This is a genomic window from Brevundimonas sp. (assembly GCF_036400995.1).
Classification (GTDB): Bacteria; Pseudomonadota; Alphaproteobacteria; order Caulobacterales; family Caulobacteraceae; genus Brevundimonas.
Map to the genome: position 1 here is coordinate 42,433 of NZ_DASWWG010000115.1, position 16,928 is coordinate 59,360.

Annotated in this window: 16 protein-coding genes and 1 pseudogene; 6 read left to right on the forward strand and 11 right to left on the reverse strand. The window is 68.8% G+C overall.

Features of this window, described 5'->3' with window-relative positions:
* Positions 1–61: 61 nt before the first annotated feature.
* From VGE03_RS15590 to rdgB, 8 genes and pseudogenes are all read right to left on the reverse strand, one after another.
* Entirely contained in the window at positions 62–2,365 is a 2,304-nt protein-coding gene (locus tag VGE03_RS15590) for a hypothetical protein (protein WP_331047391.1), read from the reverse strand.
* Positions 2,366–2,532: 167 nt separating this feature from the next.
* Positions 2,533–3,378, reverse strand: a pseudogene (locus VGE03_RS15595) (ATP-binding protein); the annotation flags it as partial.
* A 62-nt stretch (positions 3,379–3,440) separates the two neighbouring features.
* Positions 3,441–4,385, reverse strand: a complete 945-nt coding sequence (gene gshB, locus VGE03_RS15600; RefSeq protein WP_331047392.1) for a glutathione synthase — start codon at positions 4,383–4,385, stop codon at positions 3,441–3,443.
* Between the two features lie 189 nt (positions 4,386–4,574).
* A complete protein-coding gene (locus VGE03_RS15605) occupies positions 4,575–5,390 on the reverse strand; it encodes a SirB1 family protein (RefSeq protein ID WP_331047393.1) in 816 nt (271 codons plus the stop codon).
* Positions 5,390–5,818 carry a YraN family protein gene (locus tag VGE03_RS15610; protein ID WP_414644978.1) on the reverse strand — a complete coding sequence of 143 codons (429 nt, stop codon included), beginning with the start codon at positions 5,816–5,818 and terminating at the stop codon, positions 5,390–5,392. The genes VGE03_RS15605 and VGE03_RS15610 overlap by 1 nt, the downstream gene beginning before the upstream one ends.
* A complete protein-coding gene (gene rsmI / locus VGE03_RS15615; protein ID WP_331047394.1) occupies positions 5,815–6,687 on the reverse strand; it encodes a 16S rRNA (cytidine(1402)-2'-O)-methyltransferase in 873 nt (290 codons plus the stop codon). The genes VGE03_RS15610 and rsmI overlap by 4 nt, the downstream gene beginning before the upstream one ends.
* A 405-nt stretch (positions 6,688–7,092) precedes the next feature.
* A complete protein-coding gene (gene hemW, locus VGE03_RS15620; protein WP_331047395.1) occupies positions 7,093–8,247 on the reverse strand; it encodes a radical SAM family heme chaperone HemW in 1,155 nt (384 codons plus the stop codon).
* A 189-nt stretch (positions 8,248–8,436) separates the two neighbouring features.
* Positions 8,437–9,036, reverse strand: a complete 600-nt coding sequence (gene rdgB / locus VGE03_RS15625) for an RdgB/HAM1 family non-canonical purine NTP pyrophosphatase (protein WP_331047396.1) — start codon at positions 9,034–9,036, stop codon at positions 8,437–8,439.
* Positions 9,037–9,490: 454 nt separating this feature from the next.
* Here rdgB and VGE03_RS15630 point away from each other — a divergent pair, with 454 nt between their 5' ends.
* From VGE03_RS15630 to VGE03_RS15640, 3 genes are all read left to right on the forward strand, one after another.
* Positions 9,491–10,069 (forward strand): DUF2975 domain-containing protein, encoded by a 579-nt coding sequence (locus VGE03_RS15630; protein WP_331047397.1) that lies wholly within the window; start codon positions 9,491–9,493, stop codon positions 10,067–10,069.
* A 62-nt stretch (positions 10,070–10,131) separates the two neighbouring features.
* A complete protein-coding gene (locus tag VGE03_RS15635) occupies positions 10,132–10,380 on the forward strand; it encodes a helix-turn-helix transcriptional regulator (RefSeq protein ID WP_331047398.1) in 249 nt (82 codons plus the stop codon).
* On the forward strand, positions 10,377–10,955 hold the full coding sequence (locus tag VGE03_RS15640) for a Smr/MutS family protein (RefSeq protein ID WP_331047399.1): 579 nt from the start codon (positions 10,377–10,379) through the stop codon (positions 10,953–10,955). The genes VGE03_RS15635 and VGE03_RS15640 overlap by 4 nt, the downstream gene beginning before the upstream one ends.
* A gap of 77 nt (positions 10,956–11,032) precedes the next feature.
* Here VGE03_RS15640 and VGE03_RS15645 read toward each other — a convergent pair whose 3' ends face one another.
* Entirely contained in the window at positions 11,033–12,052 is a 1,020-nt protein-coding gene (locus tag VGE03_RS15645; protein WP_331047400.1) for an adenosine kinase, read from the reverse strand.
* Between the two features lie 92 nt (positions 12,053–12,144).
* On the opposite strand from VGE03_RS15645, the gene VGE03_RS15650 reads away from it, so the two are divergent.
* Positions 12,145–13,014: a transporter gene (locus tag VGE03_RS15650; protein WP_331047401.1), complete on the forward strand. Its 870-nt coding sequence runs from the start codon at positions 12,145–12,147 to the stop codon at positions 13,012–13,014.
* Between the two features lie 176 nt (positions 13,015–13,190).
* Positions 13,191–13,649: a MarR family winged helix-turn-helix transcriptional regulator gene (locus tag VGE03_RS15655; RefSeq protein ID WP_331047402.1), complete on the forward strand. Its 459-nt coding sequence runs from the start codon at positions 13,191–13,193 to the stop codon at positions 13,647–13,649.
* 23 nt (positions 13,650–13,672) lie between these two features.
* Here VGE03_RS15655 and nth read toward each other — a convergent pair whose 3' ends face one another.
* Complete coding sequence (gene nth, locus VGE03_RS15660) at positions 13,673–14,416, reverse strand: endonuclease III (protein ID WP_331047403.1); 744 nt, start codon at positions 14,414–14,416, stop codon at positions 13,673–13,675.
* Entirely contained in the window at positions 14,413–15,684 is a 1,272-nt protein-coding gene (locus VGE03_RS15665; protein WP_331047404.1) for an NAD(P)/FAD-dependent oxidoreductase, read from the reverse strand. The genes nth and VGE03_RS15665 overlap by 4 nt, the downstream gene beginning before the upstream one ends.
* 129 nt (positions 15,685–15,813) lie before the next feature.
* Between VGE03_RS15665 and VGE03_RS15670 the strand changes: the two genes are divergently transcribed.
* Complete coding sequence (locus VGE03_RS15670; protein ID WP_331047405.1) at positions 15,814–16,905, forward strand: HlyD family secretion protein; 1,092 nt, start codon at positions 15,814–15,816, stop codon at positions 16,903–16,905.
* Positions 16,906–16,928: the final 23 nt, after the last annotated feature.

A 16,928-nucleotide genomic window follows, 5' to 3' on the forward strand; every position in this document is an offset into this window, starting at 1 on the left:
ACGGCGCCACAGGCGACGGGAACGGTGATCCAGAAGCGGGTTGCGGCCAGCTCGGCTGCATTCAGTCTGTCATTGTTTGGTTGGAGCCACGCCCAGATGCTTCGCTCTTGGAGGCCTGCAGGATGCAGTCGTAGGGCTGCGTCCAACGATCAATCGAGCGGCCGATAACCACGCATCGATCGCAGCCGAGTTCACTCAAAGTCTGCGCAGCGAGTTGAGACATCCGGTCTCGCCGTCCTTCACGCAAGGCTTCGGGGAAGAGATGGAACATGACCGCCGCCTTTCGATCCTCCCCTGGCTTGAGGACAAGACAGCTTAGGTGGCCCTCTTCCCGATATTGCTTTCGCACAGCGTTGCGCAGGGCTCGGAGGTTCACGTCGACCGCCCTCTGCTCGTCAAAGGGTGCAGCTGCAAGGATGTCCAGGCTGGTGGTAGTCCAACCGTTTGGTCGCGTCTCGGCTAGGCGGTCAACGATAGCCGCGAACTCGGCGTGGAGTTGGGCCTTCGGCTTGTGCACAGTGGCGCCCGCGTCGAGCCCCATGAAATAGGCGTCGATCGGCTTCGACAGGCCGGACAGGTTAAACATCGCGTTTCTGTCCAGCCCGCTCAATCCGAAGCCCGTCGACAGGTACAGGCCCAAGAAATCCAGCTCGTCGCCCATCAGATTGAAGGACTTCTGCAGGTGGAAGCGCTCCTGGAGATAGTGGAGAAGCAGCGCAGGACGTTCGAGGATTTCCGTCAGGCAGATGAGGTCGCCGAGGTGGATCGTCGGCGCCAGCACATGCCCCGGCGGCACCCAGCCGGCTTCGATCAGTTCGGGCTCGGCTGTGGCGAGGACTGAGAAGTCGTCGAGGGTGACAGAGAGGCGGATGACGGTGTCCACGCAACGACCATCGATGCCCAGGCTCTTCGCCACCGCCGCCGCCGTCGTGTCTCCGGCTTTGGCGGCAGCGATGATTTCCGCTAGGCGAGCCGACTGGACCGAAGGCTCTACGACCAACTCCTTGATGTGCCTGCGCATGCGATCTGGCCCGCCTCTCAGACCGGGGCCGGTCAGGTGGTGCGATTTAGCTTCCAGGATCAGGACCGTGCGATCGATGACAGCCAGGACGTCGGTCTCATAGTCACGGCCATCAGCCGGCCATTTGGCGTTGGCGCTAACAACTGCGGCCGGAAAGGCTTTGCGCGTCAGTCGCTCGACTTCGCGCTCAAGATAGCTCGCACGCGCTTCATTCAAGGCCTTTGTCAGGCCTGCCGCTTCGGCTTGGGTGCGCACGATTTCATGGATGTGGCTGAAAACGGCTTGGGGCAGACTGGCGTAGTAGCGATCACCTAGGTCGACCATCGGGCGGGTCCAGACCGGGTTGCCGAGGAAGAGGTGGTCGACCGGGGTCGCCTGCAAAGCTCCGGGCTCAAGGGACAGAGCCTTGAGCACCGCTTCCGCTGTGGAGGTTGAAACCCCGGCAAGGGTGGCCGCCTCTTCCGCCGAATGGCTCATCAGGTCCGGCAGGCGAAGTTCGGCGTGCCACATGATGTAGCTGAGCATGCCCTCGCGGGTCATTGCCGGCGGCAGGTTAGCGATGAGCTCCTCCGGCGTACCCGCGAGGTCGGGGAAGTTGCGATAGTACTCCTTGACCAATTGCTTGGCCGTGCCGCCCCGCAGGGTGCGCGCCAGCGCTTTCCACCAGTCCCCCGCGCGGTCGCTGAGTGCTTGGACCAAAGCGTCCGCCACCGTGATTAGGTCCGTGGGGCCGAAACCGATTGCCGCTCGCATAGGCGCATCCAGTGGCCCGTACAGCTCGGTGGAGATGCGTTTGACCTCACCATAGTAGCCCCAGTTCCGCACGGCCTCGGTGTGAAGACGGATTCGCTCCTGCAACGCGCTGGCCGGCGTGGGCTCCCCATCGGAGGTCTTGGGTCCTTCGAGCAGCCGCTTGTAAAAGGCCGTCTGGGACAGGGCTGGCACGGCATCGATCAGGTCCGCCAACTCCTGAGGTGTGCAGAATGACCTGCCCCAGCTCTCCCTAGGGAGAGTCAGCAAGAGCGCCTGGAGCAGTTCGGCATGATGCTGCTCGATGCTCTTGATCATGCCTGTGGTCGAAACGCCATCGGCTCCCGCCACGCCTGTCAGGCCATAAATGCCAAAGGGTGAGAGGACGGTCAGTGGGTTCCTGGTCCTGAATAAATCCAGGATCTTGGTTAGCCGCGCCTCGAAGCCGGCAACGTTCTCCGCAGCCGCCTCGCGGATGGCCGCCCTCAACGCGTCCGGCTCGCCCTTAAACGATAGTGTATCGAACTTGATGCCGGGAATCCGCGATGGACGCTTCTGCTTCGTCCTACGTCGTCGGTTCTGTTTGCGCGCCACGGCAGGCCTTTCGAGAGGTAGATGACGCCTTAAGCCCCGGGCGCGCGGCTACACAAAACCCTGCATCCGCAAGACGCAGGTTCAGCAAGAAACCACAGTCTCGCGCAACAGCTTTACCCACAGTTTCGCATTTACTGCGAGATTTCTCATTCTTGGTGAGAACTTACACCGCCGCCGGTCAGGGCCGCCATGGAGGCGGAGTGGTGCGGCGCGCGGAACGGCCGGTCGCGAGTCAGGGCCCCGCGCTCGATCAGCCCGGCCACCGACCAGACCATGGAGGTCTCCAGCAGCTCCTTGGGCGTCAGGGGCGGCAGGAGGCCGGGCAGGCGCGCCGCCATCATCGACTTGCCCGAGCCCGGCGGTCCGACGAAGAGCAGGTTGTGGCCGCCCGCCGCCGCGATCTCGAGCGCCCGCTTGGCGCTCTCCTGTCCCTTCACCTCGCGCAGGTCGGGCACGCGCTCGCCGCTTCGCATGGCGCCGGGCTCGGGTCGGCGAAGCACCTGCGTCCCCTTGAAGTGGTTGACCAGGGCGATCAGCGAGCGCGGGGCCAGCACCGCCGCCTCGCCCGCCCAGGCGGCTTCCGGGCCATTGGCCTCGGGACAGATCAGGCCCAGCCCCATGGCGTCGGCGGCGACGGCGGCGGGGAGGGCGCCGCCCACCGGCGCGATCCGTCCGTCCAGCCCCAGTTCGCCGATTGCGGCCCAACCCGACAGGGCGTCGGGCGGGATGACCCCCATCGAGGCCAGCAGGGCGAGGGCCACCGGGAGGTCGAAATGGTTGCCCTCCTTGCGCAGGTCCGCCGGCGCCAGATTTGCGATGATCCGCTTGGACGGGAGGGCGAGGCCGATGCCCGCAAAGGCCCCGCGCACCCGTTCCCGGCTTTCCGCCACCGCCTTGTCGGCCAGACCGACGATGGTGAAGGACGGCTGATCTGCCGAGAGTTGCTGGACCTCGACGTCCACCCGACGGGCGTCGACGCCCTCGAACGCTACAGTGACGACGCTGGCGTGCATCGCTCTCTCCCGCTATCCGGGAGAGAACGAAACACGAACCTGCAACCATTGCAAGAGCGCTGTTATCCGGCGCGCCTGGCCTCGATCGCGTCCCACATCAGGGCGGCGGCGTTGACGCCGGTGAAGCGCAGCAGCTGCTGGGCGCCGGTGGGAGAGGTCACGTTGATCTCGGTCAGATAGTCGCCGATCACATCGATGCCGACGAAGATCAGGCCGCGTTCCTTCAGCGTCGGGCCGATGGCCTTGCAGATTTCGAGGTCGCGGGGCGTCAGCTCGACCGGCTGGGCCGTGCCGCCGACGCGCAGGTTGGAGCGGACCTGATCCTTGGCCGGGACGCGGTTGATGGCCCCGACCGGCTCGCCGTCGATCAGGATGATGCGCTTGTCGCCCTTCGAGACCGCCGGGATGAATTTCTGGATCACCAGCGGATCGCGCGAGCCCATGGCGTGGATCTCGACCAGGGCGTCCAGGTTGGGATCGTCGGCCTTCAGCCGGACCACGCCGGAGCCGGCGGCCCCGTGCAACGGCTTGAGCACCACCTCGCCGTGGCGGCGGTGGAAATCGCCCAGAGCCACGGGGTCAGAGCTGATCAGGGTCGGCGGAGTCAGGCCGGGGAACTGGGTGACCAGCAGCTTCTCGGGCGCCGAACGCACCTCGGCCGGATCGTTCACGACCAGGGTCCCGGGATGCACCGTCTCCAGCAGATAGGTGGCGGTGACATAGGCCATGTCGAACGGCGGGTCCTGACGCATCAGGATGACATCGACGTCCTTCGACAGGTCCAGCTTCACTTCCTCGCCGAAGGTCACGTGGTCGCCGACGACCTGCTTCAACGTGACCGGGCGGGCGCGGCAGAAGAGGACGCCGTCCTCCAGCGCCAGGGTGCGGAAGTCATAGACCCAGATCGGATAGCCCCGGTTCTGGGCCTCCATGGCCTGCAGCCAGGTGGTGTCGGACTCGATATTGACCCCTTCGATGGGGTCCATCTGGATCGCGACCTTCAGCATGGGCTGTCCTTCCGGTTGGGAGCAGCTTGGCTAATGGGTGGCCGAGGCGGGGAGCGCAAGCCTTTGGGCAGTGAGCGGGGCCGGTGATTGGTGGCTGATGCCGCTCCGGCCGGTTGTTGGCCTGACAGCGCCGGTGAACGACCACCCACCAATCACCGGCACGGCGTCGCCCTCACCGAGCGCGCGCTGTCAGTTCAGCTGCAGCCGGACGCGGTCGACGGACAGGCGGCGGCTGACCTCGGCGCCGTCGTCCAGCGAGCGGGCGCGGGACAGGGCTTCCAGCGCCCCGGCCAGAGCGCCCTGCTTCTCGCGCGCCGCGGCGACGTCGAGCCACGGACGGTGGTCCTCGGGGTCCAGCAGGGCGCGGCGGACGGCGGACCGTTCCGCGCTCTCGTAGTCCTGGGCCTTGATGGCGCGGATGAAGAGCAGGTTCTGCAGGCGGATCAGGGCCTGCCGGTCGCTGACCGGGGCCATCAGCACATCCAGCCGGTCGGCGACATGGGGCGTCAGGCCGGCGCGCAGGGCGCGGCGGGTCAGCTCTGACGGGAGGACCAGCCGGCCCTGACTGAAGGGATCGACGGCGACGGGGCCTTCGGGCGTCTCGACCCGCAGCAGGAAGTGACCGGGGAAGTCGACGCCCTGGGCCTTCACGCCGGTCCGGCGCGCGGCGTCGATGTAGAAGACGGCCAGGGCCGCCGACAGGCCGCGTCGACGCTCGGCGACGTCGATCACGTCGGTGTTGCCGACATGGTCGAAGTGGATCAGGTCACCGTTCAGCCGCAGGTCGCCGGCCATGGTCTCGGCCAGGGCGTCGTCAGGGCTTTCGCCCGTCATGCGCTCGGACAGGCGTTCGGCGGCGGCGGCGGCCAGCAGGCGAACCGGCTCAGGATCGCGGAACGGGTAGTCGTGAATGGCGCAGGCGATCGCCGCCTCCAGCAGGGGGAAGGCGTCGTCTTCGGCCAGTCCGGCCTCCGTCAGACAGAGCTCCGCTTCGTCGCGTGTCATCACCGCCCCCGGTTCACGCCCGGACGATGGCGCGGAAGGCGGCCGGGAGCCAGCGCCACAATATCGATCCGCAACAGATGTCCGGCCAAGCTGGGTCTTTGGCGCAACACTGCCTGACCGGCCGAGAGGAGCCGTTCATACTGGTCAGAACGAAGGGCCATAAGCGCCTGTTCCATGGTCGCGCGGCGCTTGACCTCGACGACAGCGAGGGTGCGGCCGCGGCGGGCGAGGATGTCGATCTCTCCCGCCCGCGTCTTCAGGCGGAAGCCGAGGATCTGGTAGCCCTTGAGCATCAACAGGGCGGCGGCCAGCCATTCGGAGCGATGACCGGCCCTGTGGGCGAGCTTGCCGAGGCTGACGCGCCAGCCGCGCGGCGTCTTCACGACCTTCGGCGCCCTGAGGCGGTCCGAGGGCCGTTTCGGGCTCACCGGCCCTGTAGCTCCAGCGCCCGCTTGTAGAGCGGCTTGCGGGGCAGGTTCAGCGCCTTCGACACCTCCGCCGCCGCCTCGCCGGGCGGGAGGCGGGTCAGGGCCTCGGTCAGGGCGGCGTCGGCGTCGGCCTCGGAGGCGACTTCGGCCTCGCCGGGGCCGACGACGATGACGATCTCGCCCTTGGGCGACTGGCACCGGGGGTCGACGGCCAGTTCGGACAGCGAGCCGCGTACGCACTCCTCGTAGAGTTTGGTCAGCTCGCGGGCGACGGCGGCGGGGCGGGGGCCCAGCACGGCGGCCATGTCGGCCAGGCTGTCGGCGAGCCGGGGGCCGCTTTCGAAGAAGACCAGGGTCTGGCGGGCGGTGCGCAGCTCCTCCAGCGCGGTGCGGCGGGCGCCCGACCTGGGCGGCAGGAAGCCGGCGAAGGTGACGCGGTCGGCGGGCAGGCCGGCGATGCAAAGGGCGGCCAGCAGGCTGGAGGCGCCGGGGATCGGGTGGACCGGCAGGTTCTCGGCCAGCACGGCGCGGGCGACGACGAAGCCGGGGTCCGAGATCATCGGCGTGCCCGCGTCGGACACCAGGGCGACGACGGCGCCGTCGCGGAGGCGTTCGAGAGCCAGTTCGGCGGCGCGTTCGGAGGCGTGGTCGTCGCAGCGTTCCAGCCTGGCCTTTAGCCCATAGGCCGACAGCAGCTTGGCGGTGACGCGGGTGTCTTCGGCAAGCACCAGATCGGCGGCCGCCAGCACGTCGAGCGCGCGCAGGGTCATGTCGCGCAGGTTCCCGATGGGCGTCGCCACCAGATAGAGGCCGGGCGTTACGGTGCGCGCGGGCGGGGCGGTCGGCGGGAAGACGGACGGATCAGGCATCGGCGGGACCGTGCCTGACAGGCTTGGCCCTGTCAGGGGAAAAATGCCGAAACCCTGTCATCCCGAGACTCCCTGCCCTGATGAAGGGGCAGTGTATCGCGTCGGTGCGTCAGGATTGGTCGTATGCCGCCTCACCTCTCCATCGCCCGCTTCAAGGCGATGGGGAGGACAGATCGCGCAGCGATCAGGAGGGGGCGGCGCACGGGGCGGCGGTCGGCCCGCAGACTCCGGTGTTTGAGATTCTTCCGGCCCCCACCGAGCCGCCCTCTCCTGATCGACGCCGGCGCGCCGATCTGTCCTCTCCATTCGCTTGAAGGGCGAATGGAGAGGTGAAGCGACGCTGCTGTGCGCGGGAAGACAGGGTCCGGCGCCATGGATTGGCAGGGTTGGAGGGTGTCGGGAGTCTCAGGTCAGCAAGGCCTTCAGCACCGCGTCGAGCAGCGGGCGGCCCGTGGCGGTGGCGGCGACGCGGTTGTCCTGGAGGCTCAGGAAGCCGTCGGTGAGGAGGTCGGCGAGGCGGCCCCGGTCGGGCGAGAGGTCCAGCGCCACGAGGTCGGCGACAGAGACGCCCTCGACGGTGCGCAGGCCGAGCAGGAGGCGTTCCTCGGCGGCCTCGTCGGGGGACTGGCTGTCGCGTTCGACCCATGGGGCTTCGGCGGCGACGCCGGCGATGTAGTCGGCGATGCCCCGGTGCGCGACGGTGGCGGTGCGGACGCCGTCCAGCGTCAGGCGACCGTGGGCGCCGGGGCCGACTCCGACGTAGTCGCCGCCGCGCCAGACATGGAGGTTGTGGCTGGAGCGGGCGGCCTCGCCCCGGGCGTGGTTGGAGACTTCGTAGGCGTCGAAGCCGGCCGCCTCGAGCAGGTCTTGCGTCGTCTCATAGAGCTCGGCGGCGAGGTCCTCGTCCGGCGGGACGAGCGTTCCCCGGGCGAAGGCGCGGCCGAAGGCGGTCGTGGGCTCGATGGTCAGCTGGTAGGGCGAGACGTGCTCGAAGCCGAGGTCCAGCGCCTCGGACAGTTCGGCGCGCCAGCCGGGGACGGTCTGGCCCGGGCGGGCGTAGATCAGGTCGATGGACAGGCGGGGGAAGGCGCGGGCGGCGACGGCCACGGCGCGGCGGGCTTCGTCGGCGGAATGGTTGCGGCCCAGCGCCTTCAGCGAGGCGTCGTCCAGCGCCTGCACCCCCATGGACAGGCGGTTGATCCCGGCCTCGGCCATGGCTGCGAAGCGGTCAGCCTCGGCGTCGGTGGGATTGGCCTCCAGCGTGATCTCGATGGGACCGCGCGGGCTCCAGAGGGTCCGGGCGCGATTGATGACGCGGGCGACGGCGGCGGGGTTCATCAGCGAGGGGGTGCCGCCGCCGAAGAATATCGAGGCCAGTCGGCGCGGGCCGGTCAGGGCCGCCTGCGCCTCCATGTCGGTGAGGATGGCCTCGACCAGCCGGGCCTGTTCGTCCGTCCGGCCCCGGTCCCGAACGACGTTGAAGTCGCAGTAGGGGCAGATCCGGGCGCAGTAGGGCCAGTGGACGTAGAGGGCGACGTCGCTGCCGGGGGAGGGGGGCATGGGAGGCGTTTAGCCCGAGGTCTTCTCGCTGTCTCTCCCTCCCCGTTCGGGGAGGGTGGCTGAGCCGAAGGCGAAGCCGGGTGGGGAGGGCCATGCGCCGGGAGCGCGGATGCCTTGCCGAGCCGCCCCACCCTGTCGTCGCTTCGCGTCGACATCCCTCCCCGAGGCGGGGAGGGAGAGGCGCCGGCGCTACTCCATCAGCGCCGCCTTCAGCTTTTCGAACGCGCGAGCCCGGTGGCTCAACGCATCCTTCACGGCCGGGTCGAGCTCGCCGAAGGTCTGCGTCTGGCCCTCGGGGATGAAGATGGGGTCGTAGCCGAAGCCGCGATCACCGCGTGGGGGGAAGGTCAGCAGGCCGTGGACCTGGCCCTCGACCACCACGGCGGGGCCGTTCGGCCAAGCGACGGCGAGGGCCGAGGTGAACCAAGCGCGGCGGTCATCTGAACCGATCTCCTCGAGACGTTCCTCCACCTTGCGCATGGCGAAGGCGAAATCTTTGTCCGGACCGGCCCAGCGGGCGGAGAAAATGCCCGGCGCGCCGTCCAGCGCGGCGACCGACAGGCCGGAGTCATCGGCCAGGGCCACCTCGCCCGAAAGGTCGGCCGCGTGGCGCGCCTTCAGCAGGGCGTTGCCCACGAAAGTGGTCTCGGTTTCGTCCGGTTCGGGGATGTTGAGGCTTCCGGCGGTGACCACCTCGTAATGTCCGCCGAGAAGGGCGGTGATCTCCGGAACCTTGCCGGGATTGTGGGTCGCCGCGACGATGCGCATCCCTTTGACAAGTTTCAGCATTTTGACCTCAAGCGACGCTGTTACGTTTCATTGCACAAGTTTAATATCGTTAAACGATATGTAACATGACTTCCCCCGGTGCACGTCCTATCTATTATCTCAAGAACGGACGCCGCGACGTTCTCCGATCTGGCCCAGATGGGCAAGATCGATGCAGCGGAACAACGAAAGAGGGGTGAAAACATCCCTCGCTCAGGACCAACGGAGAACGACAATGAACACCATGAACGCTTCCTACTTCGTCGAAAAGGTCGGCCACGGCGTGCTGAACGCCTTCCTGCTGGCCGCCATGCCGACCGCCTTCATCGCGACCCTCGTCCAGTTCTTCTGACCGACCCGGTCACGGAGCTTTGACGATCCGCATGACAATCGCGATTAATAAGACCGCGCGTGGGTTCGCCGGACCCCGCGCGGCGATCGCGCCCCGACGTCCGGCCTGAGAAGGACCGGCGTCATGCGTCTCCCGAAACCGTCTTCGCTCGGGTTACGCCTTCCGCGTCTGATGCCGCGCCTGGCCCAGGGCCAGATGACCCGCATGCTCGGCGTCGCCCTGTGGGCCGCCTTCTGGATCCTGGCCCTGACGACCCTGGCCGCGATCCTCCTCTTCATTTTCATGGCTTTCGTACCGCTGGGGCCGATCGGTCTGACCGTAACGACCGCGGACGGCGGAACGAACGTGCCCGTGCCGCGCGCCTACATCCTGTTCGCCATGGGGGCGATCACCGGATACCTCGGCGGCTTCACCCTGATCCTGCGCCACCTGCGGGTGATCATCCGCACCCTGCGCATGGGCGACCCCTTCCAGCCCGCCAACGTGAGCCGCCTGAAGCAGATCGGCGTGATCCTGGCGGTGGTGACCGGCGGCGCCTGGATCGGCCAGTACATGGTCTCGCGTCTGGTGCGCGGCGAGCTGGAGCCGCCCAGCGTCTTCGACCTGATCACCCCCGCCTTCTCGGTGCTGGTCGTCTTCGTGCTGGCGGAGGTGTTCCGCGAGGGCGCGCGCCTGCGCCGCGAATCCGAACTGACCATTTGATGTGGCGCGCGTCCGGAAGGCCCTGCCTTTTCGACCTGACGCGCGCCGGGTAGAGAGCGCTCATGGCTATCCGCGTCCAGCTTGATCGAATCCTCGTCGAACGACGCATGTCGTTGACGGAGCTGGCCGACCGCGTGGGCGTGACCCTGGCCAATCTGTCGATCCTCAAGACGGGCAAGGCGCGGGCCGTGCGGTTCACGACGCTGGACGCCCTGTGCCGCGAACTGAACTGCCAGCCGGGCGACCTGCTGGTCTGGACGCCCGGTCCGCAGGAGAGCGGCGCCGACGAGGACGTCGACGGGACCTCATGAGCCGCCGGGACGACCTCAGTCCCGACGACCGTCGCATCTGGGCCCGGGTCTCGGGCTCGGTGACGCCGAAGGTCGCGAGGAAGTCCAGGCTGATCATTCCAGGCGCCGTGGAACCCGAGCCGCCGGCCGCGCCGCTTCCGAAAGCGGGGGCCAAGGCGACGAAAGCGCCGCCGAAATTCGTCAAGCCGAAGCCGGCGATCGTCCCCGTCGCACCGCCGTCGCCGCCGGTCAGCGTGCGCGGTCGCGGCGCACCCGAGGAGCTGGAGCCGCGCCGCAAGCGCCGCCTGTCGCGCGAACGCGATCCGATCGAGGCGAAGATCGACCTGCACGGCTATGGCCGCTTCCAGGCCCAGGACGCCCTGACCGCCTTCCTGATGGGCGCGCAGGCGCGGGGCTATCGCTCTGTGCTGGTGGTGACCGGGCAGGGGCGTCGCGGCGGCACGGGCGTCATCCGCGCCTCGGTCCACGAATGGCTGGCCGCGCCCGGGCTCAGGACGGTGGTGTCAGGCTTCGCCCCGGCGGCGCGGCATCACGGCGGGGATGGCGCGCTGTATGTGACGATCCGGCGGGGGTGAGAGGTTCTAGGTTTTAGGTTCCAAGGGTTAGGGCGAACGCCGCACTTCCCTAGAACCTAGCCCCTAGAACCCAGAACCTAGCGGAGTGTCAGTCCCGCCTCTTCCGCCAGCGTCTCCAGCTTGACCATAGGGCGCGGGCCCCAGTGGGCGATGACTTCCGAGGCGGCCAGCGAACCCAGCTTGCCGGCGTCCTCCAGCGACAGGCCGCGGGCGAGGCCCAGCAGCAGGCCGGCGGCGTACTGGTCGCCCGCGCCGGTGGTGTCGATGACCTTGTCGACCGGGAAGGCGGGGACGGCGACGCGCTGGTCGCCCGAGATCACCACCGAGCCGTCGGCGCCGCGCGTGACGGCGGCCACCTCGACCATCGACGCCAGACGCGCGGCGGCGGCGTCGAAGTCTTCCGTCTCGAACAGGGCGGTCAGTTCGGCTTCGTTGGCCAGGACGATGTCGGCCGAGGCCTCGATGAAGGCCAGAAGCTCGGCGCGCCAGCGGTGGACGACGAAGCTGTCAGACAGGGTGATGGCGACCTTGCGGCCGGCGGCGTGGGCGGCGGCGGCGGCGGCCTCGAAGGCGGCGCGGGCCGGGGCCGGGTCGAACAGATAGCCTTCCAGATAGACGATGGCCGAGGCGCCGATCAGGTCGGCGTCGATGTCGGCGACGGTCAGCTGGTTGGCGGCGCCCAGGAAGGTGCACATGGTGCGCTGGCCGTCGGGGGTGACGTTGATCATGCAGACGCCGGTCGCGTGGCCGGTCGCGGCGCCGCCCGTCAGGACCGGGGTGTCGAAGTGGACGCCGACGGCGCGGATGTCGTGGGTGAAGACGCCGCCCAGCTGGTCGTCGGCGACCTTGCCGATATAGGCCGCGCGACCGCCGAAGGAGCCGACGCCCGCCACGGTGTTGCCCGCCGAACCGCCCGAGGCTTCGACCCCGGCGGCCATGGCAGCGTAGAGGGCGGCGCTGCGGTCGGCGTCGACCAGCTGCATCGAACCGGCGACGAGGCCCTCGGCCTCCAGGAAGGCGGGTTCGCAGGGGGCCAGGACGTCGACGATGGCGTTGCCGACGGCGAGGACGTCATAGGTGGGGGCGGTCTGGGTCATGGGCGCCCCTTAGCCGAGCGGGCCGCCCGCGTCATCCGAAAAGACATAAGGAAAGCCTTATGTGTCGGCCGTGGTCAGGCTATGCAGGCGGCATGACCCGTATCACCGTCCTGACCCCCGACCCCGCCGATCCGTCCTACTCCGGCCAGTGGCCCGGGGTGCTGGAGCGCCTGTCGAAGGCGCTGGAAGCCGCCGATGTGACGGTGGAGGCGACGCCGTGGACCGACCACATCACCGACGCCTCGGGCCTGACCGGCTATCCGCTGGTCCTGCCGGTGATCGTCTGGGGCTATCACCGCGATCACGCGCGCTGGATGCAGGCCTGCCGGACCTGGGAAGAGGCCGGGGTGCGGATGCTGAACCCGGCCCGGGTGATCGGCTGGAACTCGGACAAGAGTTATCTGGGTCGGCTGGCCGACAGGGGCGTGGCCGTGCCCGAGACGATCTGGGTCGAGGGCGTGACCCAGGCGGACGTTGACGCCGCCTTTGATCGCCTCGGAACGGATGTGGTGGTGGTCAAGCCGCGGGTCTCGGGCGGGGCCTGGAAGACCCTGCGCCTGACGCGCGGCGAGGCCATGGTCGGCGCGCCTGAGGGACCGGCGATGATCCAGCCCTATCTGCCGTCGATCGAGACGGAGGGAGAGACCAGCATGCTGTTCTTCGGCGGCAAGCTCAGCCACGTCGTCAACAAGCGGCCGGTCGGCGGCGACTTCCGCATCCAGGTGCAGTTCGGCGGGCAGTACGTCGCCCTGCCGGAGCCGCCGGCGGGCGCGCTGGCGCTGGCGCAGAAGACCCTCGCCGGGATCGATGAGACCTTGCTCTACGCCCGGATCGACATGGCGCAGGCGCCCGATGGCGGCTGGCGTCTGATGGAGGCGGAACTGATCGAGCCGGACTTCTATCTGGGCTCGGCGCCGGGCGGGGGGCGCAACTTCGCCGAGGCTGTGCGCGCCGTCCTTTAGGGCGCGTTGCTTAGCTCGCTATTTATCATGGCGAAACGCTCGTTTTTCTCCCATCAATTGGTATGAGGTAACGTCGGAATCCGAGCGGTTCCCGGCCGGCGGCCCCTGTCCCCCTTTCACGTGCATCCCCCCGGAGAGCAGTGCCTACGTCCCGAAGCCTCCTGCAACTGAGAGTCGTGAGCAGCGCATCCCAGGCTGCCCGTCGTTGGCAACAGCGTTCCGCCGAGGCTTATCGGGGCGCCGGCCACGCCGGTGCGCCGATGAGCCTGCTGCAGGTGCTGTCGGACGCCCAGCGAGGTCTGACCCACTCGGAGATCGCCGAGCGGATGAAGATCACCGGGGCCAGCGTGACCCGGCTGGTCGACTGGCTGGAAGACGCCGGGCTGGTCAGCCGCCGTCGGCTGATCGGGGACGGCCGGTCCCGGCTGGTGATCATGCAGGACAAGGGGGTTACGGCCCTCGCCTCGTTCGAAAACCTGGCGGGCGCCATGCGGAACCGGATTTTCGACGGTCTGCAGGAGCACGAACTGGTCACGACGCTGAAGGTGCTGGACACCATCGCCAGCCGGCTCATGACCGATCCGGGCCTGCGTCAGGATGAGGAAGCCGGGAGCGACGCCATCCCGAACGGGTGACCGTCCGGCTCAACCCAGCCCGCTCAGGCCGCCTCGCCGAGGGCCGCCAGACCGGCGCGCGACGGGCACAGGTCGTTGATTACGCAGGCGCTGCATTTGGGGCGGCGCGCCGTGCAGGTGTAGCGGCCGTGAAGGATCAGCCAGTGGTGCGCCTTCGGCAGCCAGTCTTCCGGCACGATGCGGTGCAGCTGTGCCTCGACCTTGTCCGGTGTCCCGGCATTGGCCAGCCCCAGCCGGTGCGAGACGCGGAAGACGTGGGTGTCCACCGCGATGGCCGGCTCGACGCCCATCTCGTTCAGCACGACGCTGGCGGTCTTGCGGCCGACGCCGGGCAGGGCCTGCAGATCCTCGCGGTTCAGCGGGATCTCGCCGCCGTGCTTCTCCAGCACGATGCGGCTCAGGGCGATGACGTTCTTCGCCTTGCCGCGATACAGGCCGATGGAGTTGATGAAGGGGATCAGCCCCTCCTCGCCCAGCGCCAGCATCTTCTGCGGCGTGTCGGCGACCCTGAACAGTTTGTCGGTCGCCTTGTTGACCCCGACGTCGGTGGCCTGGGCCGACAGGGCCACCGCGACCACGAAGGTGAAGGGGTTGGTGTAGTTCAGCTCGGTCTTCGGGTCCGGCATGAACGCCGCCAGCCGCTCGAAGATGGTCTCGACCCGGTCCTCGTCCGGCGGCCAGCGCAGGACCGGGATGGCCGCGCCGGTCATCACGGCGGGCCGTTTGGGGGCGGGCTTCTTCGGGCGCTTGGGCGCGGGCGGCTTCATGCCTCTTCGTCGCCGGGGAGCGGTCGCGGATCAAGGCCGAGCGCCGTCATAGCCTGCCGCGCCGCCCGCGCGCCCTCCAGCCAGGCGCCGTGGGTGGTGCCGTAGAAGGCCTCGGCTGTGGCTTCGCCGGCCAGGAAGATGCGGTTCTCGACCGGCGCCTTGAGCTGGAGGCGGTCGCCCGCGTGGCCCGGCATGGCGTGGGAATAGGCGCCGTGCGCCCAGGGGTCGGCGCCCCACATGGTGGCCGCCACAGGCTCCAGCCGCCTGCGCATGTTGGAGCCCAGAAGATGGACCAGTTCCTCCACCGCGAAGTCGAAGAAGCCCGCCGGGCCCTCGGCCTCGAGCCCGCGCGCCAGATCGGCCCCGTAGTAGCCCTCGATCATCGGGCGGCCGAAGGGGCGCAGGTGATAGCCGCCGGTGTCGCCGGTGTCGTTGCGGCCCCACAGCTGGCTGTTCTCGGGGAAGTCCTCGGCCCCGGTGACCGTCATATGCATCTTGGAGGCCAGTCCGAGCGGCACATAGGTCGCCGCCTCGATCAGGGCGGGCAGGGGCGGATCGAACTTCAGGGTCTCGCGGGCGATCAGGTCGGTGGGGACGGTGACGATGACGGTGCGGGTCTCGATGACGCCCCGGTCGGTTTCCAGCCGCAGGACCGGTCCGGTCCGGTCGATCTTGCGCACCGGACAGTCGGTGACGACCGGGATCGGGCGGCCGAGTGTCTCGATCAGGCGGCCATAGCCTTCACGGACGCGATAGTTCACCCCGGTGTCGCGATAGGCGTCGTAGTCGAGGATCGAGACCTCGGCGAAACGGGCGCCGTTCAGGGCGCCGGAGATGGCGTCCATCCGGCCGTTCCAGCGGTTGCCGGGCTCCAGCAGGGCGGAGGCGGGGCCCTCGCGACCGGCGGCGGCGGCCTCGGCGATGCGTTCGTCGAAGGCGTCGTACGCCGCGCGGAAATCCGCGATCTCGGCGTCGGTGATCTCGTGGTTGAAGATCTGGCTCTGCCAGGGCGGCGGCGTGCGATCGAGGGACAGGCCCGCGGTCCCGACCATGGGGACCAGCGGGTTCTCGTCGGCGGAGTGCAGCCAGCCGCAGCCCATATCCAGCCCCTCGCCGCGGAAGGGCAGGGTCCAGGCACGTCCGCCGATGCGGTCCCGCGCCTCCAGCACGGCGACGGTGAGCGGCTGCCCGGACAGGGCGCGCGCGGCCGACAGCCCGGCGGCGCCGGCGCCAATGATCACGACATCGACAGAGGCGGGAAGTGACACGGAAACCTCAGCTCTTACGCGGCGAAACATGACGTGTTGCGGCGCCGAAACAAGGGAGTTGATTTCTGGACAATACTGTCCATTTATGCGCGGCGTTTTATCGCACCTTCCCCCTCTGCGAGTTCCGTCATGGCTGTCAGTCCCGCCGTCAAGAAGCGCCTTCCCCTGATCATCGCCGGTGTGGTGGGCCTCGGGCTCGTCGTCGGCGGGGTCGTCTGGTGGCAGGGCAAGCAACGGTGGGAAGCCACCGACAACGCCTTCGTTCAGGCCGACACCACCTCGGTCAGCCCGCAGGTCGAGGGCTACGTTGTCGAGGTGCTGGTCGCCGACAACCAGCGGGTCGAGGCCGGGCAGGTCCTGATCCGTCTGGACGATGCGGACGCCAGGGTGAAGCTGGCCCAGGCCGAGGCCAATCTGGCCGCGCTGGAAGCCGGGGTCGCCAACGTCGACGCCCGCGCCGAACAGGAGCAGGCCCTGATCGCCAGCCGCGCCGCCTCGGTCGCCCAGGCCCAGGCGCAGGCCGATCTGGCCCGCCAGCAGGTCGATCGCTACGGCCAGCTGGCCGCGCAGGGCTGGGTGTCGCAACAGCGCATCGAGACCGAGCGCGCCAGCGCCCGCACGGCGCAGGCCTCGGTCGCCGAGGCCCAGGCCGCCCTCGCCGCCGAGCAACGCACCGCCGGCGTGCTGGGCTCGACCCGTGAACAGTCGGTCGCCTCGGTCGAACAGGCCCGGGCGCTGGTCGATCAGGCGCGCATCGCGCTGGAGCGCACCGTCATTCGTGCGCCGGTCTCGGGCGTGGTCGGTGCGCGCGGGGTTCGGGTGGGACAGTACGTCCGCCCGGGCGGCGCCATCCTGTCGATCGTGCCGCTGGGCGACACCTATGTGGTCGCCAACTTCAAGGAAACGCAGCTGGACCGCCTGCGTCTGGGCCAGACGGTCGAGATCAAGGCGGACGCCTTCAAGGGCGAGCCGCTGGTCGGCCACATCGACAGCTTCGCGCCCGCGACCGGTTCGGAGTTCGCCCTGATCCCGGTCGAGAACGCCACCGGCAACTTCACCAAGATCACCCAGCGCGTCCCGGTCCGCATCCGCGTGGATCGCCGCGAGGGCGCCGCCCTGCGGCCCGGCCTGTCGGTCGAGGTCAAGGTCGATCTGAAGAGCCAGGGCGGCCAGACCTTCGCTGAATCCGCCGCCGCCCCGGTCCAGACCGCCGCGCGCTGACATCCGCCCCTGATGGGGAAGGT